Origin of the sequence: Terrabacter lapilli (assembly GCF_039531305.1) — a bacterium.
In the GTDB taxonomy this organism is placed as follows: Bacteria; Actinomycetota; Actinomycetes; order Actinomycetales; family Dermatophilaceae; genus Terrabacter; species Terrabacter lapilli.
Genome location: NZ_BAAAPU010000007.1, coordinates 848069 through 864089, shown reverse-complemented (window position 1 = coordinate 864089; position 16021 = coordinate 848069). Strand labels below are relative to the sequence as shown.

The following is a 16021-nucleotide window of genomic DNA, read 5'->3' as shown; positions in this document are numbered from 1 at the left end:
ATGCAGCCGTGGCACTCACAGGACCGCTTTGTCGTGCGCCTCGACTGGGGTCCCGGCGCCGCCGAGTCGCTGAGCACGTATGCCGTCGACGCCGGCTCGCGCGTGTGCGCGGTCGTCGTCGACGTCCTCAGCTTCACCACGTGCGTGTCGGTCGCCGTCGATGCCGACATCCGGGTGCACCCCTACCGCTGGAAGGACGAGTCGGCCGAGAGGTTCGCCGAGTCGCTCGGCGCCACGTTGGCGCAGGCCCGGTCGGCCACGCGGCGCAGCGGCGGGGTGAGCCTGTCGCCCGCCTCGATCCGGGCAGCCGGCTCGAGCGGTTCCGGCGGCTCCCTCCGCGACCTCGTCCTCCCGTCGCCGAACGGGTCGACGACGAGCGCGCTGCTGGCCGGTGCGGGCGCCGAGGTCGTCGCGGCGTCGCTGCGCAACCGCTCGGCCGTGGCCCGCTGGCTCATCGGCTGGCTGGAGTCGGCTCCCCGTGGCAGCGCACCCCCAGCGGTCATCGTCGTCCCCTCCGGTGAGCGCTGGCCGGACGGGTCGCTGCGCCCTGCGGTCGAGGACCTCTGGGGCGCCGGCGCGGTGGTCGCGGCCCTGGCTGCCGCGCTCGGGCACCGGGCCGGCCCGTTGCTGCTCAGCCCCGAGGCGGAGGCCGCGGGCGCCGCGTGGCTCGCCGTCGAGGAGCGGGTCGGCGAAGCGCTGCACGACTGCGCCAGCGGACGCGAGCTCATCGAGCAGGGCTGGGCCAGTGACGTGGAGATCGCCGCGGAGCTCGACGGCTCGCAGGGGGTGCCCGTGCTGGCCGACGGCGCCTTCACCGGGTCCCGCGGCTGACGGCATACGTCCTCGGGGGCTACTGCCCGAGCACGGACCAGAAGGTGGAGGCCGCCCGCGAGGGGTGCCCCGTGCGCCGCTCCGACCAGTCGGCCGACGTCATCAGGGCCGTGACGGCGTTGACGCCGAGCCAGCGCAGGGGCTCCGGCTCCCAGGCGCGCGACGTGCGGCCGGCCCATGGCAGCCCCGTGAGGTCCGCGGGGTCGTCGTCGCGGATCATCGCCGCGAGGGTGCGGCCGGCGAGCGCCGACGTCGCGACCCCGTCGCCGACGTAGCCGCCGGCGAAGGCGAGACCGGTGTGCCGGTCGTGCCGCACCGACGGGAACCAGTCGCGGGGCACGCCGAGGTTGCCGCCCCACTCGTGCGTGAAGGTGACGCCGTCGAGGACGGGGAAGAGCTCGACGAGGATGCGGCGCAGGGTGGCGTGCACGCGCTCGTCCCTGTCGTAGCGCGGCGACACCTTGGAGGCGTAGTGGTAGGGAGCGCCCCTGCCGCCGAAGGCGATCCGGCCGTCGCGGGTGCGCTGGCCGTAGATCGTCAGGTGCCGGTTGTCGGCGAAGGTCGTGCGCTTCTCGAGCCCGAGCTGCGCCCACGTGTCGTCGGGCAGCGGCTCGGTCGCGGTCATGAGCGAGTAGACCGGCGCGATGGCGCGCCGGCGCCCCGAGACGGTCGGCGTGTAGCCCTCGGTGGCGAGCACGACGTGCTCCGCGCGCACGGTGCCGGCGGCCGTGACGACACGACGGCTGCGCACGTCGACGGCCGTGGTGCCCTCGTAGATGCGGACGCCGCGCCGCTCGACCGCGTCGGCGAGGCCGCGCACGAGCCGGGCCGGGTGGATCGCCGCGCAGTGCGGCGTGAAGGAGCCGCCGAGCGCCTCGCTGATCCCGGCGACCGCCGTGACCTCGTGGGCGTCGAGGAGCCGGTGGTCCCCCTCGCCGAACCCCCAAGCGCGGTGGTCGGCGACCTCCGCGCGGATCCGCTCGAGCTGCGCGGGGTTGCGCGCGACGGAGAGGTAGCCGCCCTGGTCGAAGTGGCAGTCGATGCCCTCCTCGCCGGCGAGCCGGCCCACGTCGGCGACCGTCTCGTGCAGCACCCGCTGCATCCGCACCGCCGCGTCACGGCCGCGCTCGGCAGCCATCCGCTTGAGCGAGGCCGGGAAGAGCGCCGAGCACCAGCCGCCGTTGCGCCCGGAGGCGCCGAAGCCCGCAACCTCCTTGTCGAGGACCGCGACGCGGATCGTCGGGTCGGCTCGAACGAGGTGGTATGCCGTCCACAGGCCGGTGTAGCCGGCGCCGACCACCGCCACGTCGACCTCGACATCACCGTCCAGGCCGGGGCGCGGCTCGATGTCGCCGATCGTGTCGTGCCAGAGGCTGAGGCCGCGGTAACCGCTCGGGGGCATGGCGGGGATCATGCCACTTCCACCTGTCGCCGACGACCCGAGATGGTGCCATTTCATTGGAACGACCTTCCAACACCTTCGGAATCCGTGGTCGAAGCGACTTCTGACAACCACTTCCGCTGTCCTGCCGCTCAGGGCATGATCGGCTCATGAGCACCGTCGACCGCGCCCGCCTCGCCGAGCTGCACGCCCGCGAGCGCGCCGCCTTCACCGCTGCCCGACCCCGGTCCCGGGCCCTGGCGGAGCGGGCCGCCGCCCACATGCCCGGCGGCGTGCCCATGAGCTGGATGGTCAAGTGGCCCGGCGACTTCCCGGTCTTCGTCGAGCACGCCGAGGGCGCCCACTTCACGTGCGTCGACGGCATCGACCACGTCGACCTCTGCCTCGGCGACACCGGCGCGATGATGGGCCACTCCCCCGCCCCGACCGTCGAGGCGGTCACCCGCCAGCTCTCCCGCGGCATCACGACGATGCTGCCCACCGAGGACGCCATCGCCGTCTCGGCCGGCCTCGCCGAGCGGTTCGGACTGCCCTACTGGCAGTTCACGCTGACCGCCACCGACGCCAACCGTCACGCCATCCGCTATGCCCGGCACCTGACCGGCCGCAGCAAGGTCGTCGTGCACAACTGGTGCTACCACGGCTCCGTCGACGAGGCCTTCGCGACGCTGGGCCCGGGCGGCTCGACCGTCAACCGGCGCAGCAACATCGGCGCGCCCGTCCACACCGCCGAGACGACGAGGGTCGTCGAGTTCAACGACCTCGAGGCACTGGAGCGAGCGCTCGCCCACGGGGACGTCGCGGCGATCCTCGTGGAGCCGGCCCTGACCAACATCGGCATCGTGCTGCCCGACCCCGGCTACAACGAGGGCATCCGCGAGCTCGCCACCCGCTACGGCGCGCTGCTCGTCAACGACGAGACCCACACCATCTGCGCCGGCCCCGGCGGCTACACCGGTGCCCACGGCCTCGAGCCGGACCTGCTCGTCATCGGCAAGTCCATCGGCGGCGGCGTGCCGTGCGGCACCTTCGGCTTCAGCCAGGACATCGCCGACCGCATCGCCAGGTCGGTCGAGCTCGAGGACATCGACGTGGGCGGCATCGGCGGCACCCTCGCCGGCAACGGCCTGTCGATGGCGGCGATGAAGGCGACGCTCGAGCAGGTGATGACCGCCGAGGCGTTCGAGCACATGGTTCCCCTCGCCGACGCGTGGGCCGACGGCGTGCAGGCCGGCATCGACGCCGTCGGCGCCGACTGGCACGTGACGCGGCTCGGCGCCAGGGCGGAGTACAACTTCTCGGCCCGCCCCTCCCACGACGGGCAGGAGGCCCACGACGCCGACGACTTCGAGCTGCAGCAGTACCTCCACCTCTACGCGCTCAACCGCGGCATCCTGCTCACCCCGTTCCACAACATGGCGCTGATGAGCCCGGCGACGACGGACGCCGACGTCGAGGCCCACACCACGATGTTCAAGGAGTGCCTGCACGAGCTCTTCGGCACCGACGCCACCGGCTGAGGGGACGTGCGGCTGAGGCTCAGACCACCCGGGTCGGTCGGCCGAAGCGGGTGGCGACACCGGGGGACCACAGGGCCCGCAGCGGCGGCTCGGCAGCGGTGACCCCGCTCGCCCCGAGGAGGTCGTCCGCGAGCTCGACGACCTCGGCGGCCTGCAACGGCCACGGGGCGTGCTCGTTGGGCACCCAGAGCGTGCGCCCCGCGACCCGGGTGTGGGCGCCCCAGCGTGCCGTGAGCCACGTCTCGAGCGGTGTCGGCGTGATGGGGTCGCCGACCCGGACGGTGAGGCGCTGCGCAGCCCGCGCGCGGGGGCCCGGCGCAGGCTCGTGTAGGTGACGAGGTCACGCTCGCGCCGCATCCGCATCCGCGCCCACGTGTAGGGGATGCCGAGCGCCGCGCGTGCCCCGGCGACCACGAGGGCCCGCTCGGTCTCGAGCGAGCGGAAGAGCACGCCATGGCGGCCGTCGCCGTCGAGGGAGTAGAGGCGGATGTTCGTCTCGAGGAACGTGCCGACCCACGGCAGCCGGGGCGAGGGCGCCCGACCGAGGCGGAGGCCGTCCATGACGAACGGCACGAGCGCGACGTAGGTGAGGCCGTCGGCGAAGACGTCGGGACGGGTGCCGGCCGGGAAGAGGTGCCGCACGGAGCCGGGGTCGACCGGCCAGTGCACGAAGGTCACGTCGCGCCAGACCTGGTCGAAGACGACCGGCGGCCGCAGCACGGGCGGGAGCACCGGATAGCCCTCGAGGGACGGGACGGCATCCGCGGGGAGGTCCACGACACCATCGTCACACGCAGCGCGTGGCGGACCCTCGACAGCCGGCCCCCCGCTACCGTGGCCCCACCAGCCGCCGAGCCGAGCCGCCCAGTTGAGGAGCGCCGCACCATGACCGTCGAGGCACTCGCCGAGGACACCCGTCGCCGCCGGCGCACCAAGCTCGGCATCGTCGGCGCGGGGGCCGTCGGCGCCACCCTCGCGTATGCCGCCCTGATGCGTGGCGTCGCCCAGACCGTCTCGCTCTTCGACGTCAACGCCGCCAAGGTGCACGCCGAGGCGCTCGACCTCAGCCACGGCATCCAGTTCGTGCCGATGGCGCACGTCGAGGGATCCGACGACGTCGGCGTGCTCGCCGACTCGGACGTCATCGTCTTCACCGCCGGCGCCAAGCAGAAGCCGGGCCAGTCGCGCCTCGACCTGGCCGAGTCGACGATCGGCATCGTCCGCGCGATCCTGCCGCGCCTCGTCGAGGTGGCGCCCGACGCGGTCCAGCTCATGGTCACCAACCCCGTCGACGTCGTGACGTATGCCGCGCTCAAGGTCTCCGGCCTGCCTCCCGAGCAGCTCTTCGGCTCCGGCACCGTGCTCGACTCTTCACGGCTGCGGTTCCTGCTCGCCGAGCACACCGGCGTCGCGGCCCAGAGCGTGCACGCGTACGTCGTCGGCGAGCACGGGGACTCCGAGCTGCCGCTGTGGTCCTCCGCCTCGATCGGCTCGGTGCCGCTGCTGCAGTGGCGCACCTCCGACGGGCGGATCGCCCTGGACGAGGAGGCGCGCGACCGCATCGCCACCGACGTGGTGCAGTCGGCCTACCGGGTGATCGAGGGCAAGGGCGACGAACTACGCGATCGGGCTGGCCGCCACACGCATCGTCGAGGCCGTGCTCTACGACGAGCGGCGCATCCTGCCGGTCTCGTCGCTGCTCGACGACTACCACGGGATCAGCGACGTGTGCTTGTCGGTGCCGGCGATCGTGCACGCGGGCGGGGTCGGCGACCGCGTGCGGGCGCCGATGACCGACGCCGAGCTCGCCGGCCTGCGCGCCTCGGCCGACGCCGTGCGCGAGACGGCACGACGTTTCGGCTTCTGAGCGCGCCGGCGGGCGCGGGCGACAGCGGAGGATGATGGCCCTGTGACCCCGTCCGCCGCCAGCGAGCCCGACACCGCGTCGGACGCCTCGACCGCGGCTGCGACGGCGGCCGCTGGGGGGGCGCCCCCGGCCCGGGGGACGTACCACCACGGGGACCTGCGCCGGGCCCTGCTGGACGCCGGCCTCGAGCTCGCCGGCGAGGGCGGTCCCGACAAGGTCGTCCTGCGCGAGGCCACGCGCCGCGTGGGCGTCTCGGCCAACGCGGCCTACCGGCACTTCACCGACCGGGACGCCCTGCTCGGCGAGGTCGTGTCGCGGGCCCAGGCGCGCGCAGCCGACGTGATCAGCACGACCATGGACGCCGTCCCCGACGACCTCGACCCGGCTGCCCGCGCGCGGGCCCGGTTCCGCGCCGTGGGCGTAGGCTACCTGCGGTTCGCCATGGACGAGCCGGGCCTGTTCCGCACCGCCTTCGCCGTCCCCGTCGACCTCAGCCGGGCTGCGTCCACGGAGGCAGCCGGCCGATGCGGGCGCACGCCGTTCCAGCTGCTGTCCGACTCGCTGGACGCGATGCTCGAGGCCGGGGTGCTGTCGCCGCAGGAGCGGCCGGGCGCGGAGCTGCTCGCCTGGTCGGCCGTGCACGGGTTGGCGATGCTCGCGCTCGAGGGACCGTTGCGGGACCTGCCGCCCGGGGCGGTCGACGAGCTGGCCCCGCGCCTCGTGCGGATGGTCGACGTCGGGCTCCGGCTCTCCGACGGCGCCGGCACGCACGAGGAGTGACGGGCCCGGGCGGCACCCGTCCGGCCTCCGCACGCCAGCTCCTAGGGTGGGCTGGTGACCAGCGACACCGGCAACCGCACCGCCCTCGACCTCGACCGCGACACCGCCGCCTTCTACCGGCGGCTCGGCCCCGGGCTCTACGCACCGACCGTGCACGTCCAGGGCGCGTGGCGCGACGACGAGCAGCACATGGCGCCGGTCAGCGGCATCCTGGCCCACGAGATCGACCTCCACGAGCCGCGCGAGGGCATGCAGCTCGCGCGCATCTCCTTCGACATCCTCGGCATGATCCCGGCGCGTCCCAGCCGGGTCGAGGTGCGCACCACCCGTCCCGGGCGCACCATCGAGCTCGTCGAGGCCACGATGCTCGTCGACGACCGCGCCGTCGTGCGCGCCCACGCCTGGCGGCTCGCGGCCCACGACTCCCAGGAGGTCGCCGGCGTCGAGCTAGCACCGATCCCCGGCCCCGACGAGCTGGAGCCGTGGAGCGGCGCCGAGACCTGGGAGGGCGGCTACATCGAGGGCCTCGACTTCCGCGTCGACCCGGAGCGGCGGCCCGGTCGCACCCGCGCGTGGATCCGCGCCCGCAACCCGCTTGTCGACGGCGAGTCCTGCTCTCCCACAGCGGATCTCGTGCGCCTCGCCGACACCGCCAACGGCATCGCCGTGCGCGTCTCCCCACGTGAGTGGATGTTCCCCAACGTCGACCTCACCGTCCACCTCTTCCGAGAGCCCGTACGCGGCTGGGTGGGCTTCGACACCTCCGTGACCATGGGCCCGACCGGCCTCGGGATCACGTCGACGACCCTGCACGACGAGCGGGGGCCGGTGGGCCGCGCAGAGCAGATCCTCACGGTGCGACAGCTGCCCGGCGACTGAGGGCGCAAACCGGGCGAAAACGGCGTTCCCCTGCCACAATGAAGCGCGCGCTCGCGCCACCACCGCCGCCTCCGCGGCCGGACACAGGGGAACACCATGAGGACGATCCGCATGGACCGGAAGGCCGTCGGGGGTGCGACGGCCGGGCTGGTGCTCGTCGCGCTCACCGCGATGACGCCCGCCGCCCGGGCCGACGACCTGACGGGCACACCGACACCGCCGGTCACCAGCACCTCGGCGGGCGTCGCGGCCGAGGGCACGTCGACCGAGACGACGACCGTCGCCGAGACCACCACGGCCACGGGGAGCGTCACGACGGAGCCGACCACCCCGGCACCGACGACCACCACGACACTGGCGACCACGCCGTCGACCACGCCGCCGACCACCACGACACCGGCGACCACGCCGCCGCCGACCACCACGAGCCCGAAGCCCGTGCCGCCCCCGGCCGTCATCGCCCGAACGGCATCGACGCTGCGGATCAAGGACCTGCAGGTCCGGCTCAAGCTCGTCGGCCGCTTCACGTACGCCATCACCGGCATCTACTGGTATGCCGTGGACCACGCCGTGCTCGCCTTCCAGCAGTCGCAGAGGCTCCCACAGAGCGGGGTCGTCGACCAGCGCACGTGGGACCGCCTGCGCTCGCTGACCGCGACCCCCACGACGGTGCCCCGCACGGCCGGTGCCGCGCAGGTCCGTGAGCTGCAGCTGCGGCTGCGGGCGATCGGCGCGTGGCGCTACGCCATCACGGGCATCTACTGGTCCGCGCTCGACCGCTCGGTGCTCGCCTTCCAGCAGCAGCGCAACCTGCCCCAGTCCGGTGTGGTGGACGCGCGCACGTGGGCGGCGCTGCGGGCCCTGACGTACCGGCCGGGCACCTTCGACAGGTACCGGTTCGAGGCCGGCCTGCGTCCGCTGCTCCCGGCCGCGTCGTCGCTGGACAGCCGCTGCCGCACCGGCCGAGTCATGTGCGTCGACAAGGCGACCCGCACCCTGACGTGGGTCGTCGACGGCAGGCCACGCATGGTCATGTGGGCGCGGTTCGGCCGTCCCGGGCTGGAGACGCGCGAGGGCACCTTCCGCGTGTCCCGCATGTACGCGTACGTGATCTCCAACCTCTACTTCACGCCGATGCCGTACTCGATGTTCTTCTCCGGCGGTCAGGCCGTGCACTACTCGTCGAACTTCGCCCGTCTCGGCTACGCGAGCGCCAGCCACGGCTGCGTCAACATCGCCGACCTCGAGCAGCTCAGGTCGCTCTTCTCCCAGGTCCGCGTCGGCGACAAGGTCGTCGTGCGCCACTGACCCGCACGCCCCGACGCCGACCAGAGCCGGTCGGAAGGTCACTCGATGGTGGTGGTGACCTTCTGGCCGAGCTCGACGGTGCGGCTGACGGTGCACCACTCGTCGTGCGAGCGCTGGACCAGCTTCGGCAGCATCTCGCGCGCTGCGTCACCGCCGTCGCCCTCCGGGAAGCGCACGCGGAAGCGCACCTCGATCTCCTGCAGGTGGTTGCCGTGCTCGTCACGCACCTTGTCGGCCGTCACCTCCACCTCGAACTGCTCGGGCTCGGCGCGGCGGGTCGTCACCGTGTCGACGTCGACGGCCGTGCACCCCGCGATGCCGGCGAGGAGCAGCTCCACCGGCGAGAGCTCGTCGGTGCCCGAGCTCGTGGTGATGGAGCCGCCGCGGTCGTTGCGGACCGTGTAGCGGCCGACGCTGTCGCGGGTCAGGGTGACGCGGCGCAGGTCCTGGGGGTCTCTCTCGCTCATGGCTGCAGCCTCTCAGAGGTGTGGGGGTGGATCAGAGCCAGGCGTCGGCGAGCAGCTCGTAGGTGCGCAGCCGGTCGGCGGTGTCGTAGGCCCCGCAGGTGACGATGACCTCGTCGACCCCGGTCGCCTCGACGAAACCGGCCAGGCCCTCGCGCACGGTGTCGGGCGTGCCGACGAGCGAGACCCGCGTCATGTCGGCGACGGCCTGACGCTCCGCCGGGCTCCACTGGGAGAGAAGGCTGTCGATGTCGCCCACCGGCTTCGTGACGCCACCCCGTCGACCGGTGACGATGCTGTGGAAGCGTGCGAGCACGCTCGTGTAGAGGCGCTCGGCCTCGGCCTGCGTGTCGGCGACCATGACGTTCATCCCCGCCATGGTGCGCGGTGCGTCGAGCCCGCCCGGCTCGGTGGACGGCGTGAACCGCGAGCGGTAGACCTCGAGCGCGCTCATCAGCGCGGCGGGGGCGAAGTGCGAGGCGAAGGAGTACGGCAGGCCGAGGGCCGCGGCGACCTGCGCGCCGCCGTGGCTCGAGCCGAGGATCCAGATCGGCACGTGCGTGCCCTCACCGGGGACGGCCCGCACCTTCGCGTCCGGGTCCGGGTCGCCGAGGTAGCCGATGAGCTCCTCGACCTCGCCGGCGAAGTTCATCGCGGCGGCCTCGTTGCGGCGCAGGGCGCGGGTGGTGAACGGGTCGGTGCCGGGAGCGCGGCCGAGGCCCAGGTCGATGCGGCCGGGATGCATCGTGGCGAGCGTGCCGAACTGCTCGGCCACGACGTACGGGGCGTGGTTGGGCAGCATGATGCCGCCGGCGCCCACGCGGATGGTCTCGGTGTGGTCGGCGACGTGCCCGATGAGCACTGCGGTCGAGCTCGAGGCCACACCGCGCATGTTGTGGTGCTCGGCCATCCAGTAGCGCTGGTAGCCCCACTTCTCCACGTGGCGGGCGATCTCGACGGTGGAGGCGATGGCCTCACCGGCGGTGCCCCCGTCGAGGACGGGCACGAGGTCGAGGATGTTCAGCTGGGCTCTGGCGGCAGGACTCACGAGGGTGCCAACGGGCGGGACGGGACCGGGTATTCCGACCGTGTCCTGTCCGCCTTCGGCGCTTTGTCCGTGATCGTCCCGGCGTGCACCCGTCCTCCGTCCCGAAACGTGACCGACCATCGGATCGCAGCCCATCTGGGACTACCGTGGTGCGCCATGGGCAAAGCACCCACGTACACCTGCACGCGCTGCCACACCACCGGATCGAACCGGGGCGACTGGAACGGCATCTTCGACGGGGGCCTCCTCGTCGAGGTCTGCTGCCCCTCCTGCCAGACCCCCGAGGAGAACGCGGAGGCCGTGATCAAGGAGGCGACCCTCCACTACCGGCTCAGCGAGTGGGGCCACTGGACGACGGAGCCCAAGCACCTCCTCTAGCCCGGCCCTCCGGCGACCCCTCAGGGCAGCTTCAGCTGAGAGACCTGGTCGTCGTAGTCGGGGCAGAACGCCTGGACGCCGGCCGCCATGAGCTGCTTGGTCCGCAGCCCGTCCCCGCTGTTGGGCAGCGGCCGGTTGTCGCCGTCGACGGCGATCTGGGCGAGCTGCACGCCACTGTTCTTCAGGGCCCAGCACGTCGTGGTCCCGGTCTGGATGTCGTCGTCCACCGAGGCCCCCGTCACCGTGGCACCGAGCTTCTCGGCGGCGAGGACGAACGTCGCCTCCTCCGCCGAGATGGTCGGGCGTGCGCTCGCCACGTCCGAGGGCAGGTCGGACAGCTTCGGGTCGGAGCCGCCGCATCCGGCCAGCGTCGTGAGGGCGACGACGGCGAGGAGGCCCCCACCGGCGGCGAGCGCACGGCGCGAGGCAGGGCGGACGGCATACGGACGCGGTGCTGGAGCGGGAGAGGTCGCGTTCATCGCTACGCTGAACGCGTGAGCGAGCCCGATCGTCCCCGCGACGTCATGCTGCCGCGGCTGGCCACCGAGGCGCCGCTGGCCCGCGGAGCGGTGGTGGCGTCGCTGTCCGCGGTCGTCTTCGGGTTCGTGTTCCTGCCGCAGCTGATCGGCCTGGCGCTGGCCGGCCTCAGCCTCGCGCGCCGCGAACGGGGCGGCCGCGCACCGGCGCTGCTCGCCATCGGCATCAGCCTCGTGCTCACGGTCGTCTGGGGCGTGGTGCTGGGGCTGCTGCTCAAGTGGTGGGCCACCTCCCGCTGACCCGCACCACTGCGACGCGACCTGGGCCACGACGGCCTACTGGGAGTAGGTCGACAGGAACTTCTCGAGCCGTCCGACGGCGTCCTCGAGGTCCTCGACCCGCGGCAGGAAGACGAGCCGGAAGTGGTCGGTCGTCGCCCAGTTGAACCCCGTGCCGTGCACCACCAGCATCTTCTGCTCGCGCAGCAGGTCGAGGGCGAAGCGCTCGTCGTCGCGGATGTCGTGGACCTTGGGGTCGAGGCGCGGGAAGAGGTAGAGCGCCCCTTCCGGCTTGGTCACCGACACCCCCGGGATCGCGTTGAGCATCTCCCAGGCGACGTTGCGCTGCTCGAGCAGCCGCCCCCCGGGGAGGATCAGCTCGTTGATGGACTGGTAGCCGCCGAGCGCCACCTGGATCGCGTGCTGCGCGGGCACGTTGGCGCACAGGCGCATGTTGGCGAGGATGTCGAGGCCCTCGAGGTAGTTGCGCGCGTGCTCCTTGGGCCCGGTGATCGCGAGCCATCCCGAGCGGAAACCCGCGACCCGGTAGGCCTTGGAGAGCCCGTTGAAGGTCAGGCACAGCAGGTCGGGCGCCAGCGAGGCGATCGAGGTGTGGGCGGCGCCGTCGTAGAGGATCTTGTCGTAGATCTCGTCGGCCATGACGATCAGCTCGTGCTCACGCGCGACCTGGGCGATGGCCTCGAGCACCTCGCGGGGGTAGACGGCGCCGGTCGGGTTGTTCGGGTTGATGACGACGACGGCCCGGGTGCGGTCGGTGATCTTGCTGCGGATGTCGTCGATGTCGGGCGCCCACCCGGCCTGCTCGTCGCACACGTAGTGGACGGCGGTGCCGCCCGCGAGGCTCGCGGCCGCGGTCCACAGCGGGTAGTCGGGTGCCGGGATGAGCACCTCGTCGCCGTTGTCGAGCAGGCCCTGCATGGCCATGACGATGAGCTCGCTGACGCCGTTGCCGAGGTAGATGTCCTCGACCCCGAGCGGCGGGAAGTCACGCACCTCGTAGTGCTGCTTGACGGCGCGCCGAGCCGAGAGGATGCCCTTGCTGTCGCTGTAGCCCTGCGCCGTCGGCAGCTCCTGGATGACGTCGACGAGGATGTCCTCGGGCGCCTCGAACCCGAACGGCGCCGGGTTGCCGATGTTGAGCTTGAGGATGCGGTGCCCCTCGTCCTCGAGCCGCTTGGCCTCGGCCAGCACGGGACCACGGATCTCGTAGCAGACGTTCTGCAGCTTCTTGCTCTGGGTCACCGCGCGCATGCCGACCAGCGTCCCATCCCCGTATGCCGTGGGCGCCGCCATTCCCACGATGTGGCCCGTGTCGTGGGTCTCGTCCCCTGCGCCGGCGTCAGCGCAGCAGGCAGCCGAAGGAGCTCGCGGGGCTGTGGCCCGTCAGGGACTCGACGAGCGCGTTCTCGCTCGGGGCCGCGACGCTGATGGTCAGCGTGTGGCCGTCGACGGTCCGCTCGAGGACGGCGAGCGCGGGCGATGCCGAGTCCTCCCGGGTCCAGCCGTTGCCGGTGAGGAAGCCGATCAGCTCGGCGGCCTGGGGCCCCGTCGACTCCGGATAGGTCCGGGTGACGACCCCGTCTCCCGCCTCCTGGCACGGGGGCATCTCCCCGTGCCCCAGCGGCACCAGCGTCCGGTCCATCACGTCGATCTGCGTCACGAGCGCTCGGTACGCCGCGACGTCGTCGGCGTGCACCCGCGACGACCAGGCCCAGAGCCCGAAGCCGACGAGCCCCACCACGAGGAGCGCGAAGAGCAGGCCGGGCACGCTGCGGCGGCGGCGCCGTCTTTCGGGCTCGGGCGTCGGGGCGGTCGCCGGCACGTGGTTCGGCGCAGCGTGCCGAGCCGGCTCGCGGCCGCTGGGCGCCTCGTCCACGAAGCCGGAGTCACTCACCGGGACAGTCTGGGACACCCGCCGCCACGCCCGGGACCGACACAGGCAAGTGTCGCCGATCCGTGATCCAGCGGTGCGCGCACCGGCGCAGCGCGCGGCTCAACGCGAGCTGGAGGAGAGGGCGTCGGGTGCAGGGGCCGCCACGAGCGGTCGCTGCAGGTCGAGCAGGTGGCGCCAGTCGGTGCGCCGGGCGGTGCGCCAGCCGCGGCGCAGGAGCCACCCGAGCACGGCCAGCGCGACGGGCACTCCGACCGCGGTCGTGGTGAGCCCGAGGCTGTAGCCCTCGGGCAGGGTGGCGAAGCAGACCACCGAGGCCACCACGGCCAGGGGTCGCTCGAGCCGGCCCTGCCACAGGCGTCCCAGGGACACCGCGAAGAGGGGCAGCACCCAGAGGTAGTACCACCCGAGGAAGACCGGGGCGGTCACCACGACGGCGAGCAGGGCCCACGCGATGCCGCGCACCGGCCGCAGGCGCGCCTCCTCGGTCGCGACGTCGTCATCCACCCCACCCACGTCCGCCGGCTTCGCAGCAGCGAGCCAGACCAGCACGAGGAGCAGCGCGAGGACCGCGAGGGCGATGGCACGTGCGGTCGCGATTCCCTGCTCCCGCCACTCGTCGTGGCCGAGGACGTGCCCGACCGCGCCGACCGCGATGCCGACCGCGGTGGCCAGCGACGTCCACTGCTCGTTCTTGCCCGGTGTCCCCGACGGGTTGAGCCACGAGAACCCGAGTCCGGTCACGACGCCGCCGAGCACCATCGGCACCCCGGCACAGACGGCCGTCAGCGCTCCCGCTCGTAGCAGCCCCGGCCAGCGGGCGTATGCCGTCCCGCCCGTCCCGGCCCCGTCCCGGGTTCCGAGGTGGCGCGCCCACAGCAGCGCCACGAAGGGCAGCGCGACGACCGCGGTGACCTTGACCATGGCGGCGAGGGCGATCACGACGCACGCGGTGACGAACCGCCCGCGCAGCGCGACCGCGAGCCCTGCCAGGAGGGCGCCCACCATGACGGCGTCGTTGTGCGCCCCGCCGACGAAGTGCGCCCCGACGAGCGGCACGGCGACGCCGAGCCAGGTCGCGCGCACGGGAGACCACCCGAGCCGCCCCGCGACGTCGGGGACGGCCCAGGCCAGCACGGCGACGCCGGCGACCGCCAGGAGCCGGAGCAGCAGGAGCGCCACCCACAGCTCCCCCGACACCGACGCGACGGCCCGGGCGAGCAGGAGCCACACGGGCCCGTAGGGCGTGGCGCTGTCGAGCCACGTGGGTGCGGTCGACGCCCGCCACGGCGAGTCGAGCTCGCGCACGGCGTGGTCGTAGGGGCTGAGGCCCTGGTCCCAGAGCAGGCCCTGGGCGGCGTACGAGTAGACGTCGCGGCTGTAGAGCGGCATGGCCACGACGAGCGGGGCGAACCACAGCGCCACCGTGGCCCACCACCACCGGACCGAGACCGGTGCGTCGCGCAGCCGCCACCAGGCGAGGACGAGCAGCGCCATCGAGACCACCGCGACGCTCGCCAGCAGTGGCGAGCCGCCACTCGCCGACCGCCAGGCGACCCCCGGCCACAGCACGTGCCGGTTGGGCCGCGGCAGCGCCCCCGAGCCCCACGAGGCGGCAGCGAGCAGCACACCGCCGGCACCGCCCACCCAACGCCAGGTGGTGGGTGCGCCGGCCGCCTCAGCCATGGGTGACCGGCTCGTCACCCCACGCGAGCAGCCGCCATCCCTCCTCCGGGTCGCCCTCCATCGTCACGACGTGCGTGTTGTCGAGGCGGCGGGTGTCGAAGAACTCCGGCGGCAGGCCGAGGGACATCGAGCACCACACCCGCATGGCCGCACCGTGGCTCACGGCCACGGCCGACTCGTGCCCGTCGGAGGCGATCCGGGCGATGGCCTCCTCGTAGCGCACGAGGAAGCCGGCGCCGGTGTCACCGCCGGGGATGGCGTGCGTCGGGTCCTCGCGCCAGCGTGCGACCGCGTCGATGTAGGGCTGCCAGTCGGTCGACATCTCGTAGTCACCGGCCTGGATCTCGCGGAGGCCGGGCAGCACCACCATCTCGAGGCCCAGCAGGTCGGCGAGCGGCCGGGCGGTCTGCTGCGTGCGCACGAGGTCGGAGGTGTAGATGGCGCCGAGGTCCTCGCCGCGCAGGCGGTCGGCGAGCGCCCGGGCCTGCGCGTGCCCCTCGTCGGTCAGGTCGAGGCCCGGCACAGCCGTGTCGAGCTGCCGCGCGACGTTGGCGTGGGTCTGCCCGTGGCGCACGAGGAACAGCCGCACCTCAGAGCCCCTTCACCGTGACGCCGCTCAGGCACTCGACCCCGGCCTTGGGGCCGGTGTGGAAGTCCGCGATGGTCACGGGCGCGGTGGCGCCGGCGGCCAGCTTCACGTCGACCTCCTTGCTCGCGACGTCGGAGCCGTCGGAGGTCTTCACGAGGAAGACGGCCACCGTGAAGGTGTGCTCCTGCGTGTCGGAGTTCTTCAGCGTGCCGGAGAAGCTCCACGAGTCACCGCTGGGCGCGCACGTGGTGCCGCTGAGGCTCGACGACGCGTCGAAGAGGCCGCCGCCGCTCGCGCCCGTCGTGTCGGTCGGGGCCGGCAGGTCGTCGGGGGTGTCCCGGGTGATCGTCGGCTGGACCGGCACGCTCACGGTCGGTGCCACCGAGTCGTCCGGGGACTGGGGGGTGGGCTGCCCGCACGCGGACAGTGCGAGCACGAGCGAGGCGGAGACGCCCAGCACGACGGGCGGGACGGCATACGCCCGGGGTGAGCCCGACCCGGCGCGGCTGGCGCTGGTGGCTGGGCGGGGTCGGCCTGGCATGGGCACGTGCGGCCCCTTCCTGTCGCGAGGTGTGCGCCGCCCATTGTGCCCCGCGGGGTGC

Annotated in this window: 17 protein-coding genes and 2 pseudogenes; 8 read left to right on the top strand and 11 right to left on the bottom strand. The window is 73.2% G+C overall.

Features of this window, described 5'->3' with window-relative positions; all coding sequences use genetic code 11:
• A complete protein-coding gene (locus tag ABD241_RS11925) occupies positions 1-831 on the top strand; it encodes a 2-phosphosulfolactate phosphatase (protein WP_344062483.1) in 831 nt (276 codons plus the stop codon).
• Positions 832-850: 19 nt separating this feature from the next.
• Here ABD241_RS11925 and ABD241_RS11920 read toward each other — a convergent pair whose 3' ends face one another.
• Entirely contained in the window at positions 851-2233 is a 1383-nt protein-coding gene (locus ABD241_RS11920) for an NAD(P)/FAD-dependent oxidoreductase (RefSeq protein ID WP_344062480.1), read from the bottom strand.
• A 149-nt stretch (positions 2234-2382) separates the two neighbouring features.
• Between ABD241_RS11920 and ABD241_RS11915 the strand changes: the two genes are divergently transcribed.
• On the top strand, positions 2383-3753 hold the full coding sequence (locus ABD241_RS11915) for an aspartate aminotransferase family protein (protein WP_344062477.1): 1371 nt from the start codon (positions 2383-2385) through the stop codon (positions 3751-3753).
• A gap of 19 nt (positions 3754-3772) precedes the next feature.
• Here the strand turns inward: ABD241_RS11915 and ABD241_RS11910 are convergent, their stop codons facing one another.
• Positions 3773-4015, bottom strand: a complete 243-nt coding sequence (locus ABD241_RS11910; RefSeq protein WP_344063504.1) for a DUF2071 domain-containing protein — start codon at positions 4013-4015, stop codon at positions 3773-3775.
• Positions 4016-4125: 110 nt separating this feature from the next.
• Positions 4126-4395, bottom strand: a pseudogene (locus ABD241_RS20680) (DUF2071 domain-containing protein); the annotation flags it as partial.
• A gap of 243 nt (positions 4396-4638) precedes the next feature.
• Here ABD241_RS20680 and ABD241_RS11905 point away from each other — a divergent pair.
• The 4 genes and pseudogenes from ABD241_RS11905 to ABD241_RS11890 all read left to right on the top strand — a co-directional run bounded on the left by ABD241_RS11905 (position 4639) and on the right by ABD241_RS11890 (position 8587).
• Positions 4639-5620 (top strand): annotated as a pseudogene (locus ABD241_RS11905) (L-lactate dehydrogenase).
• 42 nt (positions 5621-5662) lie between these two features.
• Positions 5663-6400 (top strand): TetR/AcrR family transcriptional regulator, encoded by a 738-nt coding sequence (locus ABD241_RS11900; protein ID WP_344062474.1) that lies wholly within the window; start codon positions 5663-5665, stop codon positions 6398-6400.
• A 54-nt stretch (positions 6401-6454) separates the two neighbouring features.
• The gene (locus tag ABD241_RS11895) at positions 6455-7279 is read left to right on the top strand and encodes a thioesterase family protein (protein WP_344062472.1); all 825 of its coding nucleotides are present in this window, start codon (positions 6455-6457) and stop codon (positions 7277-7279) included.
• 96 nt (positions 7280-7375) lie between these two features.
• Positions 7376-8587 (top strand): L,D-transpeptidase family protein, encoded by a 1212-nt coding sequence (locus tag ABD241_RS11890; protein WP_344062470.1) that lies wholly within the window; start codon positions 7376-7378, stop codon positions 8585-8587.
• Positions 8588-8625: 38 nt separating this feature from the next.
• On the opposite strand, the gene ABD241_RS11885 is transcribed toward ABD241_RS11890, so the two are convergent.
• Together ABD241_RS11885 and ABD241_RS11880 are read right to left on the bottom strand one after the other, a co-directional pair.
• Positions 8626-9054, bottom strand: coding sequence for an OsmC family protein (locus tag ABD241_RS11885; protein WP_142180921.1), 429 nt, complete (start codon positions 9052-9054; stop codon positions 8626-8628).
• Between the two features lie 31 nt (positions 9055-9085).
• Positions 9086-10099 carry an LLM class flavin-dependent oxidoreductase gene (locus ABD241_RS11880; RefSeq protein ID WP_344062464.1) on the bottom strand — a complete coding sequence of 338 codons (1014 nt, stop codon included), beginning with the start codon at positions 10097-10099 and terminating at the stop codon, positions 9086-9088.
• 156 nt (positions 10100-10255) lie between these two features.
• Here ABD241_RS11880 and ABD241_RS11875 point away from each other — a divergent pair, with 156 nt between their 5' ends.
• A complete protein-coding gene (locus ABD241_RS11875; protein WP_344062461.1) occupies positions 10256-10477 on the top strand; it encodes a hypothetical protein in 222 nt (73 codons plus the stop codon).
• A gap of 20 nt (positions 10478-10497) precedes the next feature.
• On the opposite strand, the gene ABD241_RS11870 is transcribed toward ABD241_RS11875, so the two are convergent.
• Positions 10498-10956: a hypothetical protein gene (locus ABD241_RS11870; protein WP_344062458.1), complete on the bottom strand. Its 459-nt coding sequence runs from the start codon at positions 10954-10956 to the stop codon at positions 10498-10500.
• A 15-nt stretch (positions 10957-10971) separates the two neighbouring features.
• Between ABD241_RS11870 and ABD241_RS11865 the strand changes: the two genes are divergently transcribed.
• Complete coding sequence (locus tag ABD241_RS11865) at positions 10972-11253, top strand: hypothetical protein (RefSeq protein WP_344062455.1); 282 nt, start codon at positions 10972-10974, stop codon at positions 11251-11253.
• A gap of 36 nt (positions 11254-11289) precedes the next feature.
• Here ABD241_RS11865 and ABD241_RS11860 read toward each other — a convergent pair whose 3' ends face one another.
• From ABD241_RS11860 to ABD241_RS11840, 5 genes are all read right to left on the bottom strand, one after another.
• The gene (locus ABD241_RS11860) at positions 11290-12504 is read right to left on the bottom strand and encodes a pyridoxal phosphate-dependent aminotransferase (RefSeq protein ID WP_344062453.1); all 1215 of its coding nucleotides are present in this window, start codon (positions 12502-12504) and stop codon (positions 11290-11292) included.
• Between the two features lie 88 nt (positions 12505-12592).
• The gene (locus tag ABD241_RS11855; RefSeq protein ID WP_344062450.1) at positions 12593-13147 is read right to left on the bottom strand and encodes a hypothetical protein; all 555 of its coding nucleotides are present in this window, start codon (positions 13145-13147) and stop codon (positions 12593-12595) included.
• Between the two features lie 99 nt (positions 13148-13246).
• Positions 13247-14830 carry a polyprenol phosphomannose-dependent alpha 1,6 mannosyltransferase MptB gene (mptB, locus tag ABD241_RS11850; protein ID WP_344062447.1) on the bottom strand — a complete coding sequence of 528 codons (1584 nt, stop codon included), beginning with the start codon at positions 14828-14830 and terminating at the stop codon, positions 13247-13249.
• Positions 14823-15419: a histidine phosphatase family protein gene (locus ABD241_RS11845; protein WP_344062444.1), complete on the bottom strand. Its 597-nt coding sequence runs from the start codon at positions 15417-15419 to the stop codon at positions 14823-14825. The genes mptB and ABD241_RS11845 overlap by 8 nt, the downstream gene beginning before the upstream one ends.
• 1 nt (position 15420) lies before the next feature.
• Complete coding sequence (locus tag ABD241_RS11840) at positions 15421-15960, bottom strand: hypothetical protein (protein ID WP_344062441.1); 540 nt, start codon at positions 15958-15960, stop codon at positions 15421-15423.
• Positions 15961-16021: the final 61 nt, after the last annotated feature.